The 23043-nt window shown below is 52.8% G+C and carries 23 protein-coding genes; 14 read left to right on the forward strand and 9 right to left on the reverse strand.

The window, feature by feature from the left end; all coding sequences use genetic code 11:
- Positions 1–340: 340 nt before the first annotated feature.
- From WHS88_04720 to WHS88_04785, 14 genes are all read left to right on the forward strand, one after another.
- Complete coding sequence (locus WHS88_04720) at positions 341–1879, forward strand: sigma 54-interacting transcriptional regulator (GenBank protein ID MEJ5259476.1); 1539 nt, start codon at positions 341–343, stop codon at positions 1877–1879.
- A gap of 399 nt (positions 1880–2278) precedes the next feature.
- Positions 2279–3097, forward strand: a complete 819-nt coding sequence (gene nifH, locus WHS88_04725; protein MEJ5259477.1) for a nitrogenase iron protein — start codon at positions 2279–2281, stop codon at positions 3095–3097.
- Between the two features lie 94 nt (positions 3098–3191).
- Positions 3192–3518: a P-II family nitrogen regulator gene (locus tag WHS88_04730; protein MEJ5259478.1), complete on the forward strand. Its 327-nt coding sequence runs from the start codon at positions 3192–3194 to the stop codon at positions 3516–3518.
- Positions 3519–3531: 13 nt separating this feature from the next.
- Positions 3532–3933, forward strand: coding sequence for a P-II family nitrogen regulator (locus WHS88_04735; GenBank protein MEJ5259479.1), 402 nt, complete (start codon positions 3532–3534; stop codon positions 3931–3933).
- 17 nt (positions 3934–3950) lie between these two features.
- Positions 3951–5579 carry a nitrogenase molybdenum-iron protein alpha chain gene (nifD, locus tag WHS88_04740; protein ID MEJ5259480.1) on the forward strand — a complete coding sequence of 543 codons (1629 nt, stop codon included), beginning with the start codon at positions 3951–3953 and terminating at the stop codon, positions 5577–5579.
- A 23-nt stretch (positions 5580–5602) separates the two neighbouring features.
- Positions 5603–6982 carry a nitrogenase molybdenum-iron protein subunit beta gene (gene nifK, locus WHS88_04745; protein MEJ5259481.1) on the forward strand — a complete coding sequence of 460 codons (1380 nt, stop codon included), beginning with the start codon at positions 5603–5605 and terminating at the stop codon, positions 6980–6982.
- Positions 6983–7014: 32 nt separating this feature from the next.
- Complete coding sequence (gene nifE, locus WHS88_04750; GenBank protein MEJ5259482.1) at positions 7015–8370, forward strand: nitrogenase iron-molybdenum cofactor biosynthesis protein NifE; 1356 nt, start codon at positions 7015–7017, stop codon at positions 8368–8370.
- 1 nt (position 8371) lies between these two features.
- On the forward strand, positions 8372–9730 hold the full coding sequence (locus WHS88_04755) for a nitrogenase component 1 (protein ID MEJ5259483.1): 1359 nt from the start codon (positions 8372–8374) through the stop codon (positions 9728–9730).
- 30 nt (positions 9731–9760) lie between these two features.
- Complete coding sequence (locus tag WHS88_04760; protein ID MEJ5259484.1) at positions 9761–11032, forward strand: radical SAM protein; 1272 nt, start codon at positions 9761–9763, stop codon at positions 11030–11032.
- Between the two features lie 23 nt (positions 11033–11055).
- The gene (locus WHS88_04765; GenBank protein ID MEJ5259485.1) at positions 11056–11358 is read left to right on the forward strand and encodes a (2Fe-2S) ferredoxin domain-containing protein; all 303 of its coding nucleotides are present in this window, start codon (positions 11056–11058) and stop codon (positions 11356–11358) included.
- Between the two features lie 14 nt (positions 11359–11372).
- A complete protein-coding gene (locus tag WHS88_04770) occupies positions 11373–12518 on the forward strand; it encodes a hypothetical protein (GenBank protein MEJ5259486.1) in 1146 nt (381 codons plus the stop codon).
- 65 nt (positions 12519–12583) lie between these two features.
- Complete coding sequence (modA, locus tag WHS88_04775) at positions 12584–13315, forward strand: molybdate ABC transporter substrate-binding protein (GenBank protein ID MEJ5259487.1); 732 nt, start codon at positions 12584–12586, stop codon at positions 13313–13315.
- A 6-nt stretch (positions 13316–13321) separates the two neighbouring features.
- Positions 13322–13996 (forward strand): molybdate ABC transporter permease subunit, encoded by a 675-nt coding sequence (modB, locus tag WHS88_04780; protein ID MEJ5259488.1) that lies wholly within the window; start codon positions 13322–13324, stop codon positions 13994–13996.
- A complete protein-coding gene (locus tag WHS88_04785; protein MEJ5259489.1) occupies positions 13993–14769 on the forward strand; it encodes an ATP-binding cassette domain-containing protein in 777 nt (258 codons plus the stop codon). The genes modB and WHS88_04785 overlap by 4 nt, the downstream gene beginning before the upstream one ends.
- Positions 14770–14936: 167 nt before the next feature.
- Here WHS88_04785 and lpxI read toward each other — a convergent pair whose 3' ends face one another.
- From lpxI to WHS88_04830, 9 genes are all read right to left on the reverse strand, one after another.
- Complete coding sequence (gene lpxI, locus WHS88_04790) at positions 14937–15779, reverse strand: UDP-2,3-diacylglucosamine diphosphatase LpxI (GenBank protein MEJ5259490.1); 843 nt, start codon at positions 15777–15779, stop codon at positions 14937–14939.
- Complete coding sequence (gene lpxD / locus WHS88_04795; protein ID MEJ5259491.1) at positions 15760–16803, reverse strand: UDP-3-O-(3-hydroxymyristoyl)glucosamine N-acyltransferase; 1044 nt, start codon at positions 16801–16803, stop codon at positions 15760–15762. Before lpxD ends, lpxI begins: the two co-directional genes overlap by 20 nt.
- Positions 16804–16868: 65 nt before the next feature.
- A complete protein-coding gene (locus WHS88_04800; GenBank protein MEJ5259492.1) occupies positions 16869–17876 on the reverse strand; it encodes a glycosyltransferase family 9 protein in 1008 nt (335 codons plus the stop codon).
- Complete coding sequence (gene mnmA / locus WHS88_04805; protein ID MEJ5259493.1) at positions 17876–18934, reverse strand: tRNA 2-thiouridine(34) synthase MnmA; 1059 nt, start codon at positions 18932–18934, stop codon at positions 17876–17878. Before mnmA ends, WHS88_04800 begins: the two co-directional genes overlap by 1 nt.
- 7 nt (positions 18935–18941) lie before the next feature.
- Positions 18942–19754: a hypothetical protein gene (locus WHS88_04810; GenBank protein MEJ5259494.1), complete on the reverse strand. Its 813-nt coding sequence runs from the start codon at positions 19752–19754 to the stop codon at positions 18942–18944.
- A 9-nt stretch (positions 19755–19763) separates the two neighbouring features.
- The gene (locus WHS88_04815; protein ID MEJ5259495.1) at positions 19764–21446 is read right to left on the reverse strand and encodes a tetratricopeptide repeat protein; all 1683 of its coding nucleotides are present in this window, start codon (positions 21444–21446) and stop codon (positions 19764–19766) included.
- Positions 21439–21756, reverse strand: a complete 318-nt coding sequence (locus WHS88_04820) for a DUF167 domain-containing protein (GenBank protein MEJ5259496.1) — start codon at positions 21754–21756, stop codon at positions 21439–21441. Before WHS88_04820 ends, WHS88_04815 begins: the two co-directional genes overlap by 8 nt.
- Entirely contained in the window at positions 21753–22052 is a 300-nt protein-coding gene (locus WHS88_04825; protein ID MEJ5259497.1) for a hypothetical protein, read from the reverse strand. The genes WHS88_04820 and WHS88_04825 overlap by 4 nt, the downstream gene beginning before the upstream one ends.
- Before the next feature lie 69 nt (positions 22053–22121).
- Positions 22122–23036 (reverse strand): dihydroorotate dehydrogenase, encoded by a 915-nt coding sequence (locus WHS88_04830; protein ID MEJ5259498.1) that lies wholly within the window; start codon positions 23034–23036, stop codon positions 22122–22124.
- Between the last annotated feature and the right edge of the window lie 7 nt (positions 23037–23043).

Genomic DNA, 23043 nt, shown 5'->3' on the forward strand with positions numbered 1-23043 from the left:
CGCCGATTATGTTAGACTGGTTGGGACCCGATTATATGACCAAAGAAGAATATGCTCTGCGGGGGTACGATCTACCATGGCTTCCCTAAAGCCGGTTTTCGATGTACATCTGCCCCCCCAATGGAAATCACTGGAAGTGTATCATTCTTCCTTTTTCAGCAAAACCGATTATTGGACATCGTCCAGCCCAATGGGCATAGATTTTGCATATTAGAATAACGACATACCCCTGATTGTGTCGTAAGACCCTGTTTTTACAGAAGTTTAAGGGGTGTCCTTGTCTTTGGACGGTTACAATATTGTAGATATGCTCAAATGATAATACATAAATGTAGAAAAAATGGATAACGAGATTTCAAGCCGGTCACTGAAACAGCTGAGTGTATTGCATTCGATCGTGCAGATTATCACCAACAGTTCAGGTCAGAAGCAGATGCTTGACGAAGTGCTGAATACATTGCGCCGTGAGATGGGCATGTGTCGCGGTGCGTTTATGCTGTCAACGCCGGACGGACAGGAATTGGTTGTCGAGGCGGCCAGCGATGAACAGATTCACAGCGAATCCCATTTGGTGCGTTATCGGCGCGGAGAAGGAATCACCGGAAGGGTTTTGGCCACGGGCCAGCCGGCGGTTGTTCCCCGTATTGCCGATGAGCCTGAATTTCGCAGCCGAATTCACCCGCGGCGACAGAAAAGTGATCGCGAGTACAGCTTTATCTGCGTTCCAATCATGTTAAAAACGGAAATTATCGGAACTTTTGGGGTTGATATTCTTGCGGAAAATCTGGAACATCTGCAGGAATTGCAGCGTTTTTTGAGTATTGTTGCTGCCCTGGTTTCCAACGACCTGCATCATCGCCGCGATCTGCTGATTGAAAAACAGAATCTGGCTGAAGAGAATGTTCGGCTTAAAAACGAACTTCGTGAAAAATACCGTCCGGATAATATTATCGGCAACTCCAATTCCATGCGTATGGTTTATCAGAAGATTCAGCAGGTTGCTGCCAGCAATACGACGGTACTGATTCGAGGCGAAACGGGAACCGGCAAGGAACTTGTGGCATCGGCGATTCATTATGCCGGACCAAGGTCAGAGAAGGCATTTGTGAAGGTGAACTGCTCGGCGCTGAATGAAAATGTTCTTGAAAGCGAGTTGTTCGGCCATGAGAAGGGCGCTTTTACCGGGGCCATGCAGACGCGAATCGGCAGGCTGGAAGAGGCCGACGGCGGAACGTTGTTCCTGGATGAAATCGGGGATTTTTCTCCGACCATTCAGGTTAAGCTGCTCCGGGTACTTCAGGAAAAGGAATTTCAGCGAGTCGGGAGCAACACAACCATAAAAACAGATGTACGAATCATCGCGGCGACCAATCGCAACCTGGAGCAACTGGTTCAGCAGAATTTGTTTCGACCGGATTTTTATTATCGGGTCAATGTATTTCCGATTTATCTTCCGCCGCTGCGTGAGCGGAAGGATGACTTGCTGCTTTTGGCGGATCATTTTGTTAAGGTCCTGTCGCATAAACTCGGCAAGAAGATTCGCCGTATCAGTACAACGGCGATCAATATGATGATGACCTATCACTGGCCGGGCAATGTGCGCGAACTGGAAAACTGCATCGAACATGCGATTCTGCTCAGTGATGACGGTGTCATTCACGGGTATCATCTGCCGCCGACGCTGCAGGTCCCCACACAGCAGGATAATGCTCCTCAGGGAACCCTAAAAAGCCGTGTTTCGCTGCTGGAGCGGGATATGATTGTTGATTCGCTCAAACGGCACAGCGGCCGTATCAGCCGTGCGGCACAGGAACTGGGGATTACGGAACGCATGCTGCGCTATAAAATCAAGAAAATGAATATCAATTACGAAAAATAAAGGATCCCTTCTGAATGCTGTCTGTCAAAACGCCGGGATGAATAACCGGCGTTTTTTTATGACAACTATTTCAATGCCGACAGCAGCATGACAAATATTTCCGAACATTCGTAATATGTTCAGCTGCCGCATGTTATGAATGAACAGGAAAGCAGAATGAGTCGGAAGTCGGCTGTTTGTGACAAAAATTTCCGAATGGGCGAATGTCCGGACGGATTGCCATAATCGTTCCGCCCGTTCCGGTCCATTCATCCGTCCTTGTTTTCAGAGGAATATTCGGCATCAGAGAAAAATCAGGAGATGGTTATCCTGTCTTTCCCCTTCGGCACACTGTTTGCATTCATCTGTTTTCAGTGTATGCGTAAACGGATTCAGCAGGATTTATCAGGAGTGTAGTCCATGAGAAAGATTGCGATTTACGGCAAAGGCGGCATTGGGAAATCAACGACAACACAAAATACGGTTGCAGCATTGGCTGAGATGGGCAAGAAGGTTATGGTTGTCGGTTGCGATCCTAAGGCGGATTCGACACGATTGCTGCTGGGCGGTCTGGCTCAGAAAACCGTGCTTGATACATTGCGTGAAGAAGGCGAAGACGTTGATCTGGAGGATATCCGGAGGGTGGGATTCGGCGGAACTCTGTGTGTCGAATCCGGCGGACCTGAGCCGGGTGTGGGATGTGCAGGACGCGGAATCATCACATCCATCAATCTGCTGGAGCAGCTTGGCGCTTATAGGCAAGAGCTGGATTATGTATTTTATGACGTTCTGGGTGACGTGGTCTGCGGTGGTTTTGCCATGCCGATTCGGGAAGGCAAGGCAGAGGAGATATACATTGTGTGTTCCGGTGAAATGATGGCGATGTATGCCGCCAACAATATCTGCAAGGGAATTGTCAAATTTGCCGAAGCCGGCGGCGTGCGGCTTGGCGGATTGATCTGCAACAGCCGAAAAGTGGACAACGAGCGGGAGCTGATTGAGGCATTCGCCAAGAAGCTCGGCACCCAGATGATTCACTTCCTGCCGCGTGACAATGATGTACAGCGTGCGGAGATCAACCGCAAGACGGTGATTGACTGGAATAAGGAAGCCCCTCAGGCCAACGAGTATCGTACCCTGGCCCGCAATATCGATCAGAACAGGATGTTTGTCATTCCGAAGCCGTTGAAGATCGAGGAGCTGGAAAAACTGCTTCTGGATTACGGCCTGCTGAACTGATTCCCTAAAGGGGGGCCTCAAGGATTATTTCGAAGCATGTTCAAATAAAAAACACAATTGCAGTCTATTTATCGGTAACGAAAGGAGCCAGCCCATGATTATGATTCGTGCCATCGTTCGCCCGGAAAAGGTGGATGAAGTAATGTCGGCCCTGATGTACGCGGGGTTTCCGGCCGTCACGAAAATGGATGTTTTCGGCCGCGGCAAGCAGCGGGGCGTCAAGATCGGTGAAATCACGTATGACGAACTGCCGAAGGAGCTTCTGATGATCGTTGTGCCTGACAGTGAAAAGGAATTTGTTATCGAAACGATTATGAAGGCAGCACGTACCGGCTCCAAGGGTGCATTCGGTGACGGGAAGATATTCGTCTCGGCAGTCAGCGAGGTTTATACCGTCAGTTCCGGTCAAAAAGAAGTTTAAAGGACGGCGCATCATGAAAGAAGTAGTGGCAATTATTCGCATGAATAAAATGAATGAGACCAAGCGGGCGCTGGCGGATGCGGGAATTTATTCTTTTACCGCAAAAAAGGTCGCCGGCCGCGGCCGCGGCAAGGTCAGTTCACTTTTGCTCAAAGGGGCTGAAGACGGTTATGATGAAGCCATCAATCAGCTGGAGGCCGGTCCGAAACTGTTCCCCAAACGGCTGCTGATGATTGCGGTGCCTGATTCAAAAGTACCGATGGTTGTCGACACGATCATTGACGTCAACAGGACGGGCAATCCGGGTGATGGAAAAATATTTGTGATGCCTTTGCTGGACGCTATTCGTATTCGAACCGCCGAAAACGGGGATAAAGCCCTGGATGAAATCAACGGAATCAGCATTTCATTATAAACATAGGGAGTACTGCAATGGCCCATTTACCTGACCCATCCAATGTCAAAAAACAGTTAATCCAGAAGTATCCGACCAAGGTAGCACGGAAAAGGTCCCAGCAGATCGTCATCAATGCGGTCGCGGAAGACAAGACGGTGCCGGAAATTTTGGCCAATGTGCGAACCACACCCGGAATTATTACTCAGCGAGGCTGTACCTATGCCGGATGTAAGGGTGTGGTGCTGGGGCCGACACGCGATATCGTCAATATTACCCACGGCCCCATCGGCTGCGGATTTTACTCCTGGCTGACCCGCCGCAATCAGACGCGTCCTGAAGGTCCGGAGGATCACAATTTTATGACCTATTGTTTCTCAACGGACATGCAGGATGATCAGATTATCTTCGGCGGTGAAAAGAAACTTCGTCAGGCCATTCAGGAAGCCTATGATTTATTTCATCCCAAGGCGATCGCCGTTTTTGCGACCTGCCCGGTCGGTCTGATTGGGGATGATATTCACGCGGTCTGCCGTGAGATGAAGGAAAAGCTCGGAATCAATGTCTTTGGATTCAGCTGCGAAGGGTACAAGGGCGTCAGCCAGTCGGCGGGGCACCATATCGCCAATAACCAGCTGTTCAAGCACGTAATCGGACGGGATGATACTGTGGATCCGCACCCGTTTAAGATCAATATGCTGGGGGAATACAACATCGGCGGCGACGCATTTGTGATCGAAGACATTCTCGAGCGATGCGGCATTAAGCTGGTTGCTACATTCAGCGGCAACAGCACTGTCGGCAAGTTTGAAAATGCTCATACCGCGGACCTCAACTGTGTGATGTGTCACAGGTCGATTAACTATGTGGCTGATATGATTGAGAAGAAATATGGTGTGCCGTGGATCAAGGTCAACTTTATCGGTGCTCAATCAACGGCAAAGTCGCTGCGCAAGATTGCAGTCTATTTTGACAATCCGGAGCTGACGGCACGTGTCGAGAAAGTCATTGAAGAAGAAACGAAAGCGGTTGAAGCCGTCCGAAAGGAGGTAAAAAGCCGATGTGAAGGCAAGCTGGCGATGCTGTTTGTCGGCGGCAGCCGGGCACACCATTATCAGGACCTGTTTAGGGAAATCGGCATGAAAACCATCGCGGCGGGGTATGAATTTGCTCATCGTGATGATTATGAAGGCCGCAGGGTGCTGCCGACCATTCAGGTGGATGCCGACAGCCGGAATATCGAAGAGCTGACGGTTGAGCCTGATCCGGAAAAATACCGGCCCCGTCGTACACCTGAACAGCTTAAGGCGCTGAACGAAAAAGGTCTGGAAGTCAAAGGATATGAGGGCATGATGCCGCAGATGGATAATCAGACCCTTGTCATTGATGATATCAGCCAATATGAAACGGAAAAACTGCTGGAGATTTACAAACCAGCGATCTTCTGTGCCGGTATCAAAGAGAAGTTTGGCGTGCAGAAATTCGGGATTCCCTGTCTGCAGCTTCACAGCTACGATTACGGCGGGCCGTTTGCCGGCTTTAAGGGGGCGATCAACTTCTACAAAACCGTGGACCGGATGATCAATACGCAGCTCTGGTCGTACATCAAAGCTCCCTGGCAGGTCAATGGAAAACCGCTTCTGGAAGCCGAACTGGTGAACAGTTAACAATCATCCTGTGCGAGGTTTTTATGCTGTTGCGACACACGACATCAGAAATCAAGGAAAGGTCGGCGCTGACGATTAACCCGGCCAAAACCTGTCAACCCATCGGTGCCATGTATGCTGCCCTGGGAATTCATCGCTGCCTGCCCCACAGTCATGGCTCGCAGGGCTGCTGTGCCTATCATCGCAGCACCCTGACCCGTCACTACAAGGAGCCGGTGATGGCCTCGACCAGCTCTTTTACGGAAGGGTCGGCCGTCTTCGGCGGACAGAGCAACCTGCTGCAGGCGATTCATAATATCTTTTCCATTTACGAACCGGATGTCATTGCGATTCATACAACTTGTCTTTCGGAAACAATCGGTGATGATATACCGCAGATTATTGCCACCGCCCGCGACAAAAAATATATCCCGGACGGCAGGTATGTGATCCATGCCAATACCCCCAGCTATGTCGGCTCACATGTCACCGGTTTTTCCAATATGGTCAAGGGAATGGTGACGTATTTTGCCGAGCCCGGAACGCAGACCAAAACCATCAACATTATTCCCGGCTGGGTGGAACCTTCGGATATGCGGGAAATCAAACGCATCTGTTATATGATGGGAATCGAAATCATTCTGTTTCCGGATACCTCTGATGTTCTGGATTGCCCGCAGACCGGCCGGTTTGAATTTTATCCCAAAGGCGGGACCACCATCGAGGAATTAAAGGCCGCCGGTCGAAGTCGTATGACACTGGCCCTGGGACGGTCCGCTTCGGTTGCCGCGGCACGAGAACTGGATTCCAAATGCAAAGTCGCCTGTGAGGTGATGGAATTGCCGATTGGTCTTCGGGCCACCGACCAGTTTGTCGATACCTTGCGGCGGGTCGCTCGCGTGGAAGTGCCGACCTTGCTTGAAGATGAACGCGGCCGTCTGATGGATATGATGACAGATATGCATCAGTATTTTGCCGGCAGGCGTGTGGCCCTGTGGGGCGATCCGGACCAGCTGGTATCGCTGACGGAATTTCTGGTTGATCTGGATATGCGGCCGGTGTACATCGTGACCGGTACACCCGGCAAAAAGTTCCTATCGCGTATTGAAAAAGCGCTGCGGGGCAAAGTGCCCGAAGCCAAAGTACAGGAAGGACCCTGTTCCGATATGTTTCTGCTGCACCAGTGGATTAAGCAGGAAAAAGTTGACCTGCTGATCGGGAATACCTACGGCAAATACATCAGCCGCGATGAAGACATCCCGCTGCTGCGTTATGGATTCCCGATTCTGGACCGCATCGGCCATTCGTATTTTCCGTCCGTGGGGTATGTCGGGGCCATGCGGCTGCTGGAAAAAATTCTTGGCCTGCTGATGGATCGTCAGGACCGTGACGCGCCGGAAGAAAGTTTCGAACTGGTTATGTAGCTGAAAATGAAATCAACCGGGGGACTATTCCCATGTCAGAGATTCTGGAAAAAAGGAAAAAACAGATTCGCCGCAAGGGAGCCGGCCCGTATGAAATGACCTGTGAAAAACACAGCCTGGCCGGCGCCGTCAGTCAGAGGGCCTGTGTCTTTTGCGGCAGCCGGGTGGTGTTGTACCCCATTGCCGATGCACTTCACCTGATTCACGGACCGGTGGGCTGTGCGGCCTATACCTGGGATATCCGCGGAGCGTTGTCGTCCGGGCCTCAGCTTCATCGAAGGAGTTTCACCACGGACCTGCGGGAACAGGATGTCATCCACGGCGGTGAGAAAAAGTTATATCAGTGCCTTAAAGAGTTGATTGCATATTACCGGCCCAAAGCCGTATTTGTTTACTCCACCTGCATCGTGGGGGTGATCGGCGATGACGTAGAGGCGGTGTGCAGACAAGTCTCCCGCGAAACCGGATTGACGGTTATCTCCGTTGCTTCCGAGGGGTTCAAAGGCACAAAGAAAGACGGGTATCGTGCCGCTTGCCGTGCGTTATCTGAGCTGGTCGGGACCGGGGATATTTCCTCCATCAGTCCGTTCAGTTTAAATATTCTGGGCGATTTTAATATCGCCGGCGAGACCTGGGCCATTCGCGAGTATTACCGGCGCATGGGGATCGAAGTGGTCTCCACGATTACCGGAGACGGTCGGGTGGAGGATATCCGGCGGGCCCACGGGGCACGGCTCAATGTTGTGCAATGCAGCGGTTCGATGGTGCACCTGGCCAGGGAGATGAAAGAAAAATACGGCATTCCGTACATTCATGTTTCCTACTTCGGCCTGCAGGATATGAGCAAAGCCCTCTATGACGTGGCGGAATTCTTTCAGGACGCCGCCGCCATGCAGAAAGCACGCCGTCTGGTGCGGGAGGAAATCGACCGCGTCCTGCCTGAGCTGATGCGAATTCGTACGGATGTTCAGGGGAAAAAAGCCGGCATTTATACCGGCGGGGCCTTTAAGGCGTTTTCCCTGGTGGCTTCCCTGCGGATGCTGGGTATCCGAACGGCCTTTGTTGGTTCCCAGACTGGAAGCCCGGATGATTATAAACGGCTTGAAGAATTTTGCGACCCCGGGACGATTATTGTGGATGACGCCAATACGATGGAATTGGTGCGGTTCTCACAGGAAACAGAAATAGATTTATTGATCGGCGGTGTCAAAGAACGGCCCGTGGCCTACAAGCTGGGTATCGGATTTTGCGACCACAATCACGAACGAAAAATATCCCTGGCCGGTTTTGAAGGCATGCTTCATTTCGCCCAGGAAGTTCATGCGTCCGTAATGAGTCCGGTCTGGAAGCTGATTGACCGGAAAAACATTAATGTCGGGAATGCCTGAAATGTCTTCACAGATGTCAACCATATTTACAGCAACCCGCAATCCCTGCCGGATGTGCACGCCCCTGGGAGCTGTGATGGTGTTCAGCGGTATTGCCGATGCGGTGCCGTTTCTTCACGGGTCGCAGGGATGCAGCACTTATATCCGTCGATACCTGATCGGGCATTTCCGTGAGCCGGTGGATATCGCCTGCTCCAACTTTTCGGAATCGTCGGTGATATTCGGCGGCTGGCAGAACCTTCAGGCAGGAATTCAGACGATCATCGAGCAGTATCATCCGCAGCTGATAGGGATTGCCACAACATGTCTTGCGGAAACAATAGGTGAAGATCTGCCTCAAATGATTCGAAGGCTTCAGAATGAACTGCCGGAAAGCGGCCCAATTCTTGTGTCTGTTTCAACGCCGAGTTATCAGGGTTCTCACACGGACGGTTTTCGCCGTGCTGTCAAAGCCGTAGTGGAAAAACTGGCACAGGACGGCCCGGCAGGCAGGCACATTAATGTGTTCAGCGGAATGATTTCCCCCGAAGACATTCGACACCTGAAAGATATATTTATGGATTTCGGGCTGGACGCAATGATCCTTCCGGATTACAGCGATGCTTTTGACAGCGGGATCTGGAGCCGCTATGAAAAAAATATAGAATCCGGTACAGCCATAGAGTCCATTCGCCGCTGCGGACAGGCACAGGCCTCTATTGAATTCGGTTCCGTCGGAGATGCGTCCGCTTCCGCCGGTGATGCACTTCTGCGCCGATTCGGTACGCCGTTATACGAACTGGCGTTTCCGATCGGTGTCAGGCTGAATGATATATTCTTTGAAAGACTCAGAATGTTGTCCGGCTGTGAGGTCCCGTCTCGTTATGTCGGGCAGAGAAGCCGTCTGATTGATTCGTATGTGGATGCCCATAAATACGTCTTCGGCAAAAAAACCGTGCTTTACGGACCGGCCGACTGGGTGGCGGCCCTGGCGGTTTTCCTCGATGAAATCGGAATGATACCTGTTTTGTGTGCGGCTGCGGACTGCACGGGCAAGCTAAAAGAGTATCTTGCGGAACATCTAGGGCCTGACAAGGCGGAACGGATAGCCGTCATTGAAGATACGGATTTTGCTTCCATCGAGGAAAAGGCTGCCGCTCTCAGGCCGGATATCCTTATCGGGGACAGCAACGGCTACAAAATATCCCGAAATCTCAGGGTTCCCCTGGTGCGGCTGGGGCTGCCGATTCATGACCGGATCGGTGCTTCACGCATTACAGCCTTGGGTTACCGGGGAACCCAGCAGTTATTTGATCGGATTGTCAACGCGCTGCTGGAAACTCAACAGGACAATTCGCCTGTAGGATATACCCGTTTATGATCCATGAATCGAAAGAAATGAGGTGGTATTGTGATACCGGACAGGACTCAGCATCCATGCTTTAACGAGAGAGCCAAACTGCAATTCGGCAGGATTCATCTGCCGGTAGCTCCCCAGTGCAATATCCAGTGCAATTTCTGCAACCGCAAGTATGACTGCGTCAATGACAACCGTCCCGGTGTGACCAGCGCTGTTCTGACACCCGCCCAGGCGGTGACTTATCTGCATAAAATGGTGAAGATGATGCCGAATCTTTCCGTAGTGGGTATTGCCGGTCCGGGTGACCCCTTTGCCGACCCCGACCGGACGATGGAAACCCTGCGCCGGGTTCGTGCGGATTTTCCTTCGATGCTTTTGTGTGTTGCATCCAACGGCCTGAATGTCGCTCCTTACGTGGATGAGATGGTCAATCTGAATGTGACGCATCTGACAATGACGGTTAATGCCGTGGATCCCGAAATCGGTCAGGCGATTTATGCCTGGGTGCGCGACGGCAAAAAGATTTACCGGGGACGCGCCGGTGCGGAAGTGCTGCTGTCACGCCAGATGGAATCGCTGCGTTTGTGCAGACAGCGCGGCCTGACAATCAAGATTAACTCGATTGTAATTCCCGGCATCAATGAGCATCACATTGCGGAGATTGCCAGGGTTGTTGCACAGGAGGGAGCGGACCTGTTCAACTGTATCGGAATATGTCCTACGTCCGAGACTCCCTTTGAAACCATTCTTCCGCCGGGCAAAGAAGAAATCGAACATTTACGCCGTCAGGCAGAACAGCATCTGCCGCAGATGCGGCACTGTACCCGCTGTCGGGCGGATGCGGTCGGCTGCCTGGGCGATGGGGTGAATATGCAGGCGGTTGAAATCATGCGTCAGATCGTCCGTGGTTCGGAACCTGCCGGCGACCGTCCTTTTGCAGCCGTTGCCAGCATGGAAGGGTATCTGATTAATCAGCACCTGGGCCGTGCGATGGACATGTATATTTACGGATACGAAAATAACCGACTGAAATTCATTGAAACCCGAACAGCTCCTCCAGCCGGCGAGGGGGACCTGCGATGGAAAAAACTGGCGGGTGTGCTCAGGGATTGTCAGGCTCTCTTTGCCTGTCAGGCAGGCCCCTCGCCGGTGAAAATCTTGGAGCAGTACGGTATCAGGATCATTCAGGCGGAAGGGCTTATCGAACAGGTATTGACGGATTTCTTTGAAGGCAGGCCTGTGATTTCTGCTCCCAAATCCTCGGCCTGTCAGTCGGGATGTGCAAAAGAAAAATCCGGCGAAGGCTGCGGTTGTTCAGTTTAACTTTTATGTCAGGAGAATCCATTATGAAAAAGCCGAAACTGCATATTTTAATCTGCAATAGTTTTCGTCTCAGCGGCCAGCCGCAGGGGGTCTGCAGCAGGAAAAACGCCCCGGCTCTTCTGCAGTATATCGAAGAAGGCCTCCTTGATCGCGGTCTGGATGCCATGGTGTCCAGCACCGGATGTCTGAAAGTCTGTGACCGCGGTCCCGCCATGGTAGTCTATCCGCAGGGATGGTGGTACGGCGAATTATCGGAAGAGCGGATTGATGAAATTCTCGATGCGCTGCAGGAAGGCAGACCTGTCGAAGAGTATTTACTTTGTTAACAGGCGGGAGTTTTATGAATTACGGCAATGAGTCTAATCACACTGTGGACATTGTCGATACGACGCTGCGGGACGGCGAGCAAGCCGCAGGAGTTGTTTTCCGTGCAGAAGAGAAAATTGCCATAGCCGCTCAGCTGGCCGCAATAGGGGTGAGGGAACTGGAAATCGGCGTGGCGGCGGCAGATGGTCCCGACCAGGAGGCAATTCAGGAGATGTTGCGTCTTGGTTTGGCACCGCGGGTGACGGTCTGGTGTCGGGCTGATGAAGCGGATTTGCATTGCGCCCGGCGGATGGGGGCAAGAGCCGTTCATCTGTCATTTCCGGCTTCGGAAATTCTGATAAAGGCTCATTGCAAGGACAAATTCTGGGTTATGGATAGAATTCGCTCGCTGATCCCGTATGCCAATCAGAACTTTGAATATGTTTCCGTCGGACTGCAGGACGCGTCGCGGGCTGAGCTGACATTTATCTATCAGTTATGCCGCATGCTGGAAGGACTCGGCATTCATCGCGTCCGTCTGGCTGATACGGTCGGAGTCTGGGATCCATTCCTGACCTATGAAACCATCAGCCGGATTCACAGTCAATTCCCGCAACTGCCGTTGGGATTTCATGCCCATAACGACTTGGGGATGGCCACAGCTAATACCGTGGCGGCGATTCGTGCCGGCGCATCCAGTGTGGATGTCACAGTCAACGGCCTGGGAGAACGGGCCGGCAATGCGGCTTTGGAAGAAGTGGTTATGGCCTGCCGGATAATTTTGCGGTTCGACGTTGGAATTGATACAAGCCGTTTGACGGAATTGTCGCAATGGATCGGAGACCTGTCAGACCGGCCGGTGCCGTTTCAGAAACCCATTACCGGAAAAGGTGTTTTTCTGCATGAATCCGGGATTCATGTTCATGCGATGATTCATGATTGCCGCAGCTATGAACCCTTTATGCCTGAATCCATAGGACGGCCGCGTGAGGATTACGTCATCGGAAAACATTCGGGCAGAACCGCATTACGAACGATGATGAACCGCTGGGGGTTGTCCGGTAACAATCTGGCTGACAACCGTCTGATGACCCTGATTCGTCAGGCGGCCATTGCTCATAAACGCGCTCTGACAAAAGAAGAGGTGGAAAACTTATGTCATCAATTGGATATACCGTGAAAAACAAACATCCAGTCTTGATATTTCTGATTTCCACAGCAGCTGCCGCTTTTGTTATGCGGATCATGTCTGATGCGAATCAGAAACCGCAGGTGCCTGAATCAAAACCGATATTTGTTTTTGCTGCTTCCGGGACCGCAGCTGCCGTGCAGAGAATTGCCGCACTTTACTCGCAGGAAAATCATGTGCAGATTCAGTTAAATCTGGCTTCCTCGGCCGTTCTGGCAAGGCAGATAGAGGCAGGAGCGGACTGGGATGTTTTTATTTCCGCCAATCGGCAATGGATGGATTATGTGATTGAACGCAAATCGCTGAAAGCGGCTGAGGTCGTTAAAGTGCTCAAAGACAGATTGGCTCTGATTGTGCCGGCCGACAGCGGGAATATGCCTTTTGCAGCGGGCAATCCGTCTTTTGCGCAGCATTTTCAGGGACTTCTGGCAATCGGGGATCCGGTGACGGTGCCGGCAGGTGTCTATGCCAAACAGGCCTTGGAAAAAATGGGCTGGTGGCAGTCCCTGAGCAGTAGAATGGTTCTGACGGTGGATACGGCGGCGATCCTGCGTTATGTCGAAACAAAGCAATGCCAGGCGGGGATTGTGTATCTGTCCAGTGCAAAAATGTCGTCCAGGGTTCTGTGTGTATCTGTATTCGATGAAAGTCTTCATGACCCTATATATTTTTTTGCGACAGCCAATGTTTCTTCAGAACGGGGCCGGTTGTTTCTGCAGTATTTAACCACATCAGCCAGGGCTGCAGAAATATTTACTGCCTGTGGTTTTCAGCCGGTGAAGGAGTGAATCATTATGTTGGATGCGGTCTGGATATCTTTAAAAGTGGCATCTGTATCGATGCTGGTCATTCTTGTTCCGGGAATTGCTCTGGGATGGCTGCTTGCCCGGCGTCGTTTTGCCGGACAGTCTGTTCTGCATTCTTTGCTGTATCTGCCGATGGTCATTCCCCCGGTGGTGACGGGCTATCTGACGCTGCTGGTATTCGGCAGACAGGGGTGGATCGGCAAATGGCTGGACCGATTCTGGGGAATTTCACTTGCTTTTGACTGGACCGGGGCGGTTTTGGTTTCCTCTATTGTGAGTCTGCCTTTGCTGGTTAGATCGGTGAAACTGTCTGTAGAGATGATTGATCGGCGATTGAATGATGCTTCGGCGGTTCTGGGGGCAACGCCGGTTCGGACTTTTTGTACTATTACGCTTCCTTTGGCCGGCCCCGGCATTTTCGCAGGCCTGATTCTGGCCTTTGCCCGAAGTCTCGGCGAGTTCGGGGCTACTGTCATATTTGCAGGCAATATCCCCGGAAAAACACAAACGATAGCCCTGGCGGTCTATTCGATGATTCAGACGCCAGGCGGCGATCGTGCCGCGATGCAGTTGGCGGCAATCTCCGTGATTTTGGCCGTACTGACCGTGATTGCTTCTGATTATCTGGAGCGAAAGATGCGGGCGGCAGGAGTCCGATCATGACTCTGAATGTGCAAATTCAATCAGCACGGGGCCGTTTTACGCTGGATGTCAAAATGCAGTTTCGTCCGGGGATTACGGCTCTGTTTGGTCCTTCCGGTGCCGGAAAAACCACGCTGCTCCACTGTATCGCCGGACTGATTCGGCCCGACAGCGGGGTCATTACACTGAATGGAGAACCGCTGTTTGATTCTCAACGGAAAATTCATATTCCCCCGTATCATCGTCGTATCGGGATCGTATTTCAGGATTGTCTTCTTTTTCCGCATCTTTCAGTCCGCGGCAATCTCGAATATGGACAAACGGGCGATAAGCGTACCCGTAAACAGCAGTTTGAAAAAATTACAGCCCTGCTGGAAATCGAATCCCTGCTGGACCGCGGTGTAAGTTGTCTTTCAGGCGGCGAGAAAAAACGTGTCGCACTGTCCCGGGCGATTCTCGCCAACCCCCGATGGCTTTTGCTGGATGAGCCGTTCAACGGCCTGGACCAGTCTCTCAAAGACCAGATTATGATGTATCTGAGCAGACTTTATGAGGCAACATCTGTGCCGATGATTTTAGTCAGCCACTGTTTAGACGAAATTATTGAATTGGCCGATGAAGTCGTTTTTATGGAAAAGGGACGTTCAATTGCGAAGGGAACGCTGGATGCGGGCAAAACGGGATGCTTCTGTCAGTCTCAGGATCCGAGTGACCTGCGGGAAATCAAACATTGGCTGATCAGGAATCATTCTCTGCGACTGGAGCCCTATCGCAGCCGAATACGAGTCATATAAATCAAGAGACCCCATCGCTTCAGTTGAATCATCATAAAGGTTTCCGGCCTTAAAACTTCTATTTCTCTTTAAACCGTGCAGAAGCGTACTTCGGGAAGTCTTTTTTTATTCGGATTTCGGGTTTTTGCTGATTCCTCGTTTCCCTCTGCACCTGGCTCCCTCGGTTTTTAATAGCCGATAACGGCGATCCCTAATTGGTCGGCCAGCGCGAGGGTTTCGGGTTTATCCAAGATGAGTACTTTTCCCTTTTCGACGACAAGGCAGGCGGCTCGATTTCGATGGAGGGCCTCGATGGTGTCTTTGCCGACGCAGGGGACGTCAAACCGCATATCCTGCTGGGGTTTGGCGGCTTTCAGGAGGGTCCAGCCGCCTTTTTTGCACAATTGGCCGGCCCGCTCAATCATAGCCGCGGTGCCTTCGATGGCCTCGACAGCGATGATTTCCCGTTCGCGGACGGCGATGGCCTGGCCGATATCGAGACGTCCGAGTTCTTTGACCAGCGGCCAGCCGAATTGGATATCCTCCCAGACGGAATCGGACGGTCGGCAGCGGGTCATTAATCCTTCCGAAGCCATATGTTCCTGACAGTACATAGTCGAATCCTCCAGAATGATTCCGGCTGAGGCGAATTCGTCGGCGATGGCCTGCAGAACGGTATCGTTTCGTTTGTCTTTGCCCCGCAGCCGGACATACCAGATGCGAAGAGCCCGCCAATCAGGCAGATATTTCAGGATGCGAAACGGCGTGAATATTTTGGCTTTTTCCACCCGGCCGACCATGATGGTTTGGCGGACGCCGTGTTTTCGGAGCTTTCGAAGCCATCCGCCCGGACGCGCAATCGCCCCCCAAAAAAAGATGTCCGCGTGTTCTGCCAGCGAAGGTTCTGCATTATCCGCCAGTCCTACGCAGACAACCTTTCGTCCGGCTTTGCGGGCGCCGTCAGCTACCAAAAAGGGGAATCGTCCCTGGCCGGCAATGAGACCTAATGGTTCAGGGGGTTGTCTGTCCATTTTCTTTTGTTAGGTCGTCCAATCGGCGTTCGAGTTCCTTCAGTTTTTTTCGCATCTCCGGCAGAAACTCAATCAGGGCGTAAGCCCGTTTTGCCTTGGCCACATCGATAGCCGGTGTGCCCCCGACGGTTGCTTCATCCGGCACATCATTGATGACACCGGCTTTGGCGGCGATTTTGACCATATTGCCGACCCGAATATGGCCGACTACGCCGACTTGACCGCCCATTACGACGTGATGGCCGATGACGGCCGAGCCGGCGATGCCCACCTGCGGCACCAGCAGACAGCAGGGGCCGATTTTGGTACCGTGGCCGATGGCGACGAGGTCGCCGATTTTGCTGCCTTCACCGATGACGGTGTTGTCCAGCGTGCCTCGTTCGATGGCGCATCCGGCGCCGATTTCCACATCATCTTCCAGAATGACCCGACCGATTTGCGGGATTTTATGATGCTGGCCTTTGTGGGTTGCAAAACCGAACCCGTCCTGGCCGATGGACGAATTGGACTGAACGATGACCCGGTTTCCGATAAGGGTGCCGTCATAGATAACGGCGTTCGGGTAGAAGATGCAGTCATCGCCGATTTGGACCTTCGGGCCGATAAAGACGCCGGGGTAAAAATAGCAGTTTTTGCCGATTTTCACATCATCACAGATTGTCACACCGCGGCTGACCTGACAGTCCGGACCGAGCTGGGCGGTCGGGGCAATAGAGGCCTGCGGGCTTATCCCGACTTTGGGATGTTCCCGGTGCCCGTGAAGCAGCACGACAATCTGCATAAAGGCATAATAGGGGTCATCGACAATCAGCTGAGCGGCGGTGCACTCCATCTCCTTTTGAACAATGACGGCACTGGCTTTGGTTTTTTTGACCAGCGGTTCGTATTTTGGATTGCTCAAAAAAGTAATCTCGCCGCAACCGGCTTTATCGAGAGTCGAAGCCTCCCGAATTAAGATATTCGGGTCTCCGACCAGCCGCCCGCCTACATATTCGGCTAATTCCTGCAGTGTTTTTGTCTTCATATCGTTCTCGTTTTTTCCTTTTTCAAATGACGTGCCATTATAGGCAAAGAATCCCTCTCGTCAAATCAAAGTATTTCCTGCAGCATTGTCAGGGCCTGATGGACGCTCGGTTCCGAAAATTGCCGAAAGAGAGCTTGCTCGAGTCGTAAAATACGCACTTTTGGACCAACGGGGGCAAATTTATCCGGGTCCGTCGGGCCGAACACCGCCAGGGTTGGCTTGGCCAGAGCAGCAGCCAGGTGGGTGATCCCACTGTCGTTTCCGACGTAGCCGTCCGAACAGGCAAGAACCTGGAGAAGCTGAGTGAGCGATAACTCCGAAAAGCATGGATATTGCTGAAAGGCCCGGAGGGTTCTCACCGAAAACCGCTCTCTTTCGGCCGGGCCGAGAAGGAAAATGACCTCGTATTGTTCCTGCCGGAGCATCTGAGCCAGATGCACGAAGTTTTCAGAGGCCCAGCACTTTATCTGTCCGCCGCTGCCGGGATGAATCAATACAATCGAACGGTCGGGGTTGATTCCCAGCTGCTGGATTTGTTCCCGGCCGGCTGAAAAATCCGTTGGATGGGGTTCAAGGAGCGGAGAGGGGGGCTGCCAGTTGTCCAGGGAAATCTGATTATCCGCCGCTATCTCTTCCAAATAAAACCGCCCGATGGGACCCTTGTAAGATTCTTTATCCGGCGGCAGCACCAAAACCTGAGCGGACTGGCTGCAATGGACTGTAAACAGCAGGTTTTGCTCAAAATCAGGGTTTTCATGCCCTAAAAAACTGACGACTTGTTCATATCCGGCAAAGGAGTACACCAGCGGGTCGTGCTCCTGAACTTCGAAAGACTCTGTTTTCTGGAAAAGCCGATGGAGTGGGATGGACTCGAGGGAGCGAATCCGGTCCACAGCGGAACGGCCCGGATAAAATTCAATGTACTCCGTATGGCCGATCCAATCCACCTGTTCGATTCCCAGTCGCTGCTTCATCAGAGAGGCGGTCGGCAGGGCCAGGAGGCAGTCCCCGATGGCTCCCGGATGAAGAATCAGTCCTTTTCGATAGGTTTGTTTGCCGAATATGGATTCCATTATTCCCTCATGACCTGTCCAATCCATCCGCCGCCGGCCACCTGAAAAGTGGGTTCTGCAGGCAGATAAAACACAGCCGCCTGCCCCGGTGTGACGGCGGATACCGGCTCATCAAAAAGCACCTCTGCCGTATCAGCAGAAAGGGGGGTTACCGCGGCCCAGGCGCCGCTGTGATTATACCGTATTTTGACCAGGGAGCGAAAGGGTTGCGCCGGAGGTTCGATAAGCCAGTTGACCTGTTCGGCCAGCAGCCGGCGGCTGTACAAATCTTCGCGGCCGCCCAGAACGACCGTATGGGTCGGGGCCTCGATGCGGACGACATATGCCGGTTTGCCCAAGGCAATGCGAAGCCCCCGCCGCTGCCCGATGGTAAAGCGGTAAATGCCCTCGTGCTGTCCGAGCAGCCGGCCGGATGTATCGACAATCGGCCCCGGCTGGAATGCCTTGGGCCGGCGATGCAGCAGGACAGAGGCATAATCATTGTCCGGAATAAAGCAGATTTCCTGCGAATCCTCTTTGCTGTGGGTGTGCAGGCCGAATCGCTGGGCCGTCCGGCGGGTGTCCTCTTTGCTGACCTGCTCGGCCATCGGCAGGAGGATTTTCGAGAGCATTTCCCGTCGAATCATCGAGAGAACATACGATTGGTCTTTGGCGGTGTTGGAGGCCTGGTAGAGTCCATATTGTCCGTTTTGGCAAAGGATACGTGCGTAATGGCCGGTGGCCAGAAAGTCCGCCCCGTGCTCGCGGGCGAAGTCCCACAGGAGACCGAATTTGATGATTCGGTTGCACAAAACGCAGGGATTCGGGGTTTTGCCCTCCAGATAAGTATCACAGAAATAATCGAGGATTTGCTCAAAACGAGGCCGAAGGTCCAGCACATAAAAAGGCATTCCCAGCTGCCGGCAGACTTTTTCGGCGTCTTCCATGGCCGCCTGAAACCGGTCATGGGTGATCATAAAGACACCGGCACACTCATAGCCCTGCCGGCAAAGCAGGGCAGCGGCGGCAGAACTGTCCACTCCTCCGCTGACGGCTGCAAAAACACGCCTGGACGTCATTCACTTCCTACTCTTCTTTCTCTTTCTTTCTGAAGAGTCCCTGGACAGCTTCCCCGACTCCTTTTCCGAGGTCTTTGCCTTCTTTGAGCAGCGTTTGTCCGGTCTCAAGGACCTGTCTTCCGGTTTCTTTGAGTGCATCATTGAGCGGGTTGAGCAAGTCGGTCGGAAGGAGGTCTTTGCCCTGTTGGGCGATACCGGCGGCGATGGCGGTCAGGACCTTAGCGGTCAACTCTCCGACATTTACTTTCCCGTCCTTGCCTACATCCGTCATGTGAATCGGAGCCAGTTTGAGCGTAATCGTATCGGCCTTGCCGGGCACCGGAAGCAGTTTGACCTTGACAGAAACCTCCTCCAGCAGAAGGTCCTTGATGAGCAGATTTTTGCCGGCTTGCTTTTCCTCCGGTTTGGATTCGGTTTTCGGCAGGTTATTCAGGATTTGCTGAAGATTGTTTGTCAGGCCCTTCTGCTCAATGACCACCTCGACCTTTTGGAGATGGATTTGTTCAATCTGAACCGTGTCGCTGAACAGACTGCCGGTATTCAGACGAATGTGCCCAAACCCCATCGTCAACAGATGCGGATGTTCGTATCCGTCGGGGTTGCTGATTTGCAGGGCCGCCATTTCCAGTTTTCCCTGCCAGGGCGCCAGCGAGACAGACTGCACAGTGACCGGCACCTTCAGAACAGCCGAGCCGGCTGTCTGAACAGCGGCCTTCAGAGCCATCCCTCCGAACATCTTCAAAAGAAGCGAAAGCACGGCGACCAGGGCAATCAGTACCAGCAGGACGGTCCAAATCAGATTTTTCTTTTTTTCAGCCATACGTTCTCCTTATTTTAAGAGTTCCTCCTCGACATTCCAGCCGAGCGAGCGGGCAATCTGAGCGTGTTTCCGGGAGGCGGGTTTGTTGTTGAGATAATAGTAGCAGACAGCCAGACCGTGGTGCGCCGCGGCGTAGTTGGGATCGAGCTGAACGGCCTGCTGATAACTCGAAAGGGCTTTTTCGTATTTTTTCTGCCGCAGAAAGGCCACAGCCAGATTGTAATAAAGGCCCGGGGCGGGATTGATTTGAACGGCTTTCTGATAGGCGGCAACGGCTTCGTCGATTTGGCCGGCATCCAGCAGGGTGTTGCCGAGATTCTGAAGAGCCGCCGTATTTTGCGGGTCGCGGGCCAGGACCTGCCGATAGGCCTGGGCGGCCTGGTCATAGCGTTTTTCCTTGTAATAAGCGTCGGCCAGTCCAAACCAGGCATAAAGCGTCAGGGCATCTTCTTTTTGGACAGCGGCGGTAAACTCTTCAATCGCCCAATCCGTTCGGTTCATTTCCAGATAGACATTGCCCAGTTCGATGCGTGCCGCTGTCAGGGTGGGATTATAGTACAGGGCTTTGGCGAGCATTTCCTGTGCGGCGGGAAGATTTTTTAATTCAAAATGCAGCCGCCCGAGAGCCAAATAATTTTCCGCTTCCTGCGGGGCTGTCCCGACAGCGATACGCAAATGCTCGAAGGCCTTCTCAGTTAATCCCTGTCGGCGATAAACATGGGCCAGATTGCGATGGGCATCCGTCAGCGAGGGGTCAAAATCCAGAGCTTTCAGATAACACTGAGCCGCCTGCGGAAGGTCATTTTGCTGAAGATAGGCGTTTCCGAGATTGTTCAGCGTCTTAGAGTCGTCCGGAAGGAATCTCAGGGCCTGCCGATATTCCTGAATTGCCTGTTCGATTTGGCCTTTCTGCAGGTAGATATTTCCGAGATTGGTGCGGGCTTCGGCCAGGGTCGGATTGATTTGAACCGCCCGGGCTAATTCGATAAAGGCCTGCTCAATTTGGCCGACCGTTTTGTAGCTGTTGCCCAGATTGTTAAAGAAGCAGCCGAGGGTCTGCCGCTTGTCGAGGTTGACCATATAAAGAGGGTGCCCGGCCGGCGGCTTGAAGGTATCTCGGTAATATGCATCGTCTGCTGTGCCGCCGCCGGCGGTTGTTTCGATATTGAGACGGATTTTGCCGTCGTCATACCGGACAAAAAAATGGCCGGGTACAACGACTCCGTAAAGCGGCAGACCAAGACGTTCTCCGACAGCCAGATATAAAACCGACAGACTGAGGCAATAGCCGCGTTTTTGGTCAAGCACCGTATGGAGGAATAAATCGTCAGGATTGTCGGCGGTTTTTACGCTTTGAAACCGCTGTTCTTCAAACAAATATCGGTTGATTTCCGCCACGGCCCGGGCGTCGAGCGGGATTTTCTTTTCATCAAGCCGCCGCCGGATTTCTTCAGCCATCGAATCGATTTTTCTGCGGTAGGTGTGGAGGGTTTTGTTGGTTCCCCAGTTCCGGGAGATTATCAGGGCGGCGGTTCCGAGGTCAATCTGGTCCGCCGGCAGCCGCAGGACCCCCTCGACCGTGTGAACCCGCAGCCCCTGAAGCTGCGAATTGGCCAACTCCGCCGATGCGGTTGGGCAGTACACCCCCGGGAAAACCAGCGCGACTGTGAGAAGCCAGGCCGTTTTATTCATAGGTCTGATTATCCTCTTTCAGGGTCCGAAGAATCTGTTCAGGAGTTATCCGGTCTATCCGGAGGATTTTGACCGGGGATGCCGCACCGGCGGCAATTGTAATCTGATTTTTTCGAATCCCAAGAACCCCGCTGAGAAACTCCAGCAGCATCCGGTTGGCTTTTCCGTCTTCCGGCGGGGCGGCAATTTTGACCTTCAGAGCCCCCCCGAGGGTGCCTGCAATCGAAGTGCGGCTGCTCCCGGGGACCGCTTTTACGGCGAACTGAACACCCGTATCGGTTTTCTCTATCTTCAGCGAGGAGGGATTCATGGATTTTCACGGTATTTTTTGCCGATGGAAAACTGAATATACCGTTCAATCTGGTCGGCCAGAACATTCAGCGTACTGCAGTCAAAATCCATATATTGGTCCTGGAGCCATTGGCCGTTCAGCATTTTTTTGAAAAACTTGACCCGGATGAAGGTTTTTTCGTTTTCCGGAGAGCCCATCGGGCGTTTTTTCTGCTCCCACATTTCGACTTTCCATTCGTCGCTTACCAGAACCAGACAGGAACCGGTGTGAACAGCGGTCGGGAAAAAATCATAAAGCGCGTTTAAAATATCCATACGTTAATCGGTCCGCAAATCCCTGATACCTATCGCCTGCAAAGCAGCCATTATAGCGATGAAGCCGGTTTACCGCAAGGCGCCGGTCAGGTCGGCAATGTGAGAAATGCGATGGGCTCTGCAGTAGGTTTCAAGTCCCTGACGGATACGGACGGCCGCATCGGGCTGGATAAAGGTGGCGGTTCCTACGGCGACAGCCGATGCACCGGCCAAAAGGAACTCGACGGCATCGGAGGCCGTTCGGATTCCGCCCATTCCGAGAAGAGGAATGCCGGCGGGGCGGGCGGCTTCCGTATAGACCTTGTGAACCAGGTAGACGGCGATCGGTTTGACGGCCGGACCGCTCAAACCGCCGGTTCGGTTGGCCAGGACCGGTTTTCTCGTTTCGATATCAATCACCATCGCTGTAAAGGTATTCACCAGACTTAAGGCGTCCGCTCCGCCCTGTATAGCGGCCCGGGCCGCAGCGGAAATATCCGTAACGGTGGGGGTCAGTTTGACCATCAGGGGTTTGACGCCGGCAGCCTTTTTGGCCTGACGGGTGATTTCTTCAATCAGCTTCGGGTCGGTGCCGAAGGTAATCCCGCCTTGTTTGACATTCGGGCAGCTGATGTTCAGTTCGAAACCATCAACGGCTTCCAGAGGGGCCAGCCGCTCAATCACGGCAAGGTATTCTTCCACCGTTCGGCCTGCTACATTGACAAAAACAGCGGTCGGAAGGGACGCAAGAAGCGGGATTTTTTCCCGAATAAAGGCCTCCAGTCCGATATTGGCCAGACCGATGGCATTCAGCATCCCGGAATCGGTTTCTACGATTCTTGGGGTTGGGTTGCCCGGGCGGGGATGCAGCGTAATGCTTTTGGTGACCAGGCCGCCGAGGCTTTTCAGGTCGAAAAAGTCTGCCAGCTCATCGGCATAGCCGCAGGTGCCGGAAGCCAGAAAAATCGGATTGGCCAATCGGAGACCGGCAAAATTTGTCGACATATTCGGG

It is taken from the genome of Anaerohalosphaeraceae bacterium, from assembly GCA_037479115.1.
In the GTDB taxonomy this organism is placed as follows: domain Bacteria; phylum Planctomycetota; class Phycisphaerae; order Sedimentisphaerales; family Anaerohalosphaeraceae; genus JAHDQI01.

Bases quoted from the DNA above. Each gene is read 5' to 3' on its own strand.
- WHS88_04720 (MEJ5259476.1), top strand. From the start codon at position 341: ATGGATAACGAGATTTCAAGCCGGTCACTGAAACAGCTGAGTGTATTG.
- nifH (MEJ5259477.1), top strand. From the start codon at position 2,279: ATGAGAAAGATTGCGATTTACGGCAAAGGCGGCATTGGGAAATCAACG.
- WHS88_04730 (MEJ5259478.1), top strand. From the start codon at position 3,192: ATGATTATGATTCGTGCCATCGTTCGCCCGGAAAAGGTGGATGAAGTA.
- WHS88_04735 (MEJ5259479.1), top strand. From the start codon at position 3,532: ATGAAAGAAGTAGTGGCAATTATTCGCATGAATAAAATGAATGAGACC.
- nifD (MEJ5259480.1), top strand. From the start codon at position 3,951: ATGGCCCATTTACCTGACCCATCCAATGTCAAAAAACAGTTAATCCAG.
- nifK (MEJ5259481.1), top strand. From the start codon at position 5,603: ATGCTGTTGCGACACACGACATCAGAAATCAAGGAAAGGTCGGCGCTG.
- nifE (MEJ5259482.1), top strand. From the start codon at position 7,015: ATGTCAGAGATTCTGGAAAAAAGGAAAAAACAGATTCGCCGCAAGGGA.
- WHS88_04755 (MEJ5259483.1), top strand. From the start codon at position 8,372: ATGTCTTCACAGATGTCAACCATATTTACAGCAACCCGCAATCCCTGC.
- WHS88_04765 (MEJ5259485.1), top strand. From the start codon at position 11,056: ATGAAAAAGCCGAAACTGCATATTTTAATCTGCAATAGTTTTCGTCTC.
- WHS88_04770 (MEJ5259486.1), top strand. From the start codon at position 11,373: ATGAATTACGGCAATGAGTCTAATCACACTGTGGACATTGTCGATACG.
- modA (MEJ5259487.1), top strand. From the start codon at position 12,584: ATGTCTGATGCGAATCAGAAACCGCAGGTGCCTGAATCAAAACCGATA.
- modB (MEJ5259488.1), top strand. From the start codon at position 13,322: ATGTTGGATGCGGTCTGGATATCTTTAAAAGTGGCATCTGTATCGATG.
- WHS88_04785 (MEJ5259489.1), top strand. From the start codon at position 13,993: ATGACTCTGAATGTGCAAATTCAATCAGCACGGGGCCGTTTTACGCTG.
- lpxI (MEJ5259490.1), bottom strand. From the start codon at position 15,779: ATGGACAGACAACCCCCTGAACCATTAGGTCTCATTGCCGGCCAGGGA.
- lpxD (MEJ5259491.1), bottom strand. From the start codon at position 16,803: ATGAAGACAAAAACACTGCAGGAATTAGCCGAATATGTAGGCGGGCGG.
- WHS88_04800 (MEJ5259492.1), bottom strand. From the start codon at position 17,876: ATGGAATCCATATTCGGCAAACAAACCTATCGAAAAGGACTGATTCTT.
- mnmA (MEJ5259493.1), bottom strand. From the start codon at position 18,934: ATGACGTCCAGGCGTGTTTTTGCAGCCGTCAGCGGAGGAGTGGACAGT.
- WHS88_04810 (MEJ5259494.1), bottom strand. From the start codon at position 19,754: ATGGCTGAAAAAAAGAAAAATCTGATTTGGACCGTCCTGCTGGTACTG.
- WHS88_04815 (MEJ5259495.1), bottom strand. From the start codon at position 21,446: ATGAATAAAACGGCCTGGCTTCTCACAGTCGCGCTGGTTTTCCCGGGG.
- WHS88_04820 (MEJ5259496.1), bottom strand. From the start codon at position 21,756: ATGAATCCCTCCTCGCTGAAGATAGAGAAAACCGATACGGGTGTTCAG.
- WHS88_04825 (MEJ5259497.1), bottom strand. From the start codon at position 22,052: ATGGATATTTTAAACGCGCTTTATGATTTTTTCCCGACCGCTGTTCAC.
- WHS88_04830 (MEJ5259498.1), bottom strand. From the start codon at position 23,036: ATGTCGACAAATTTTGCCGGTCTCCGATTGGCCAATCCGATTTTTCTG.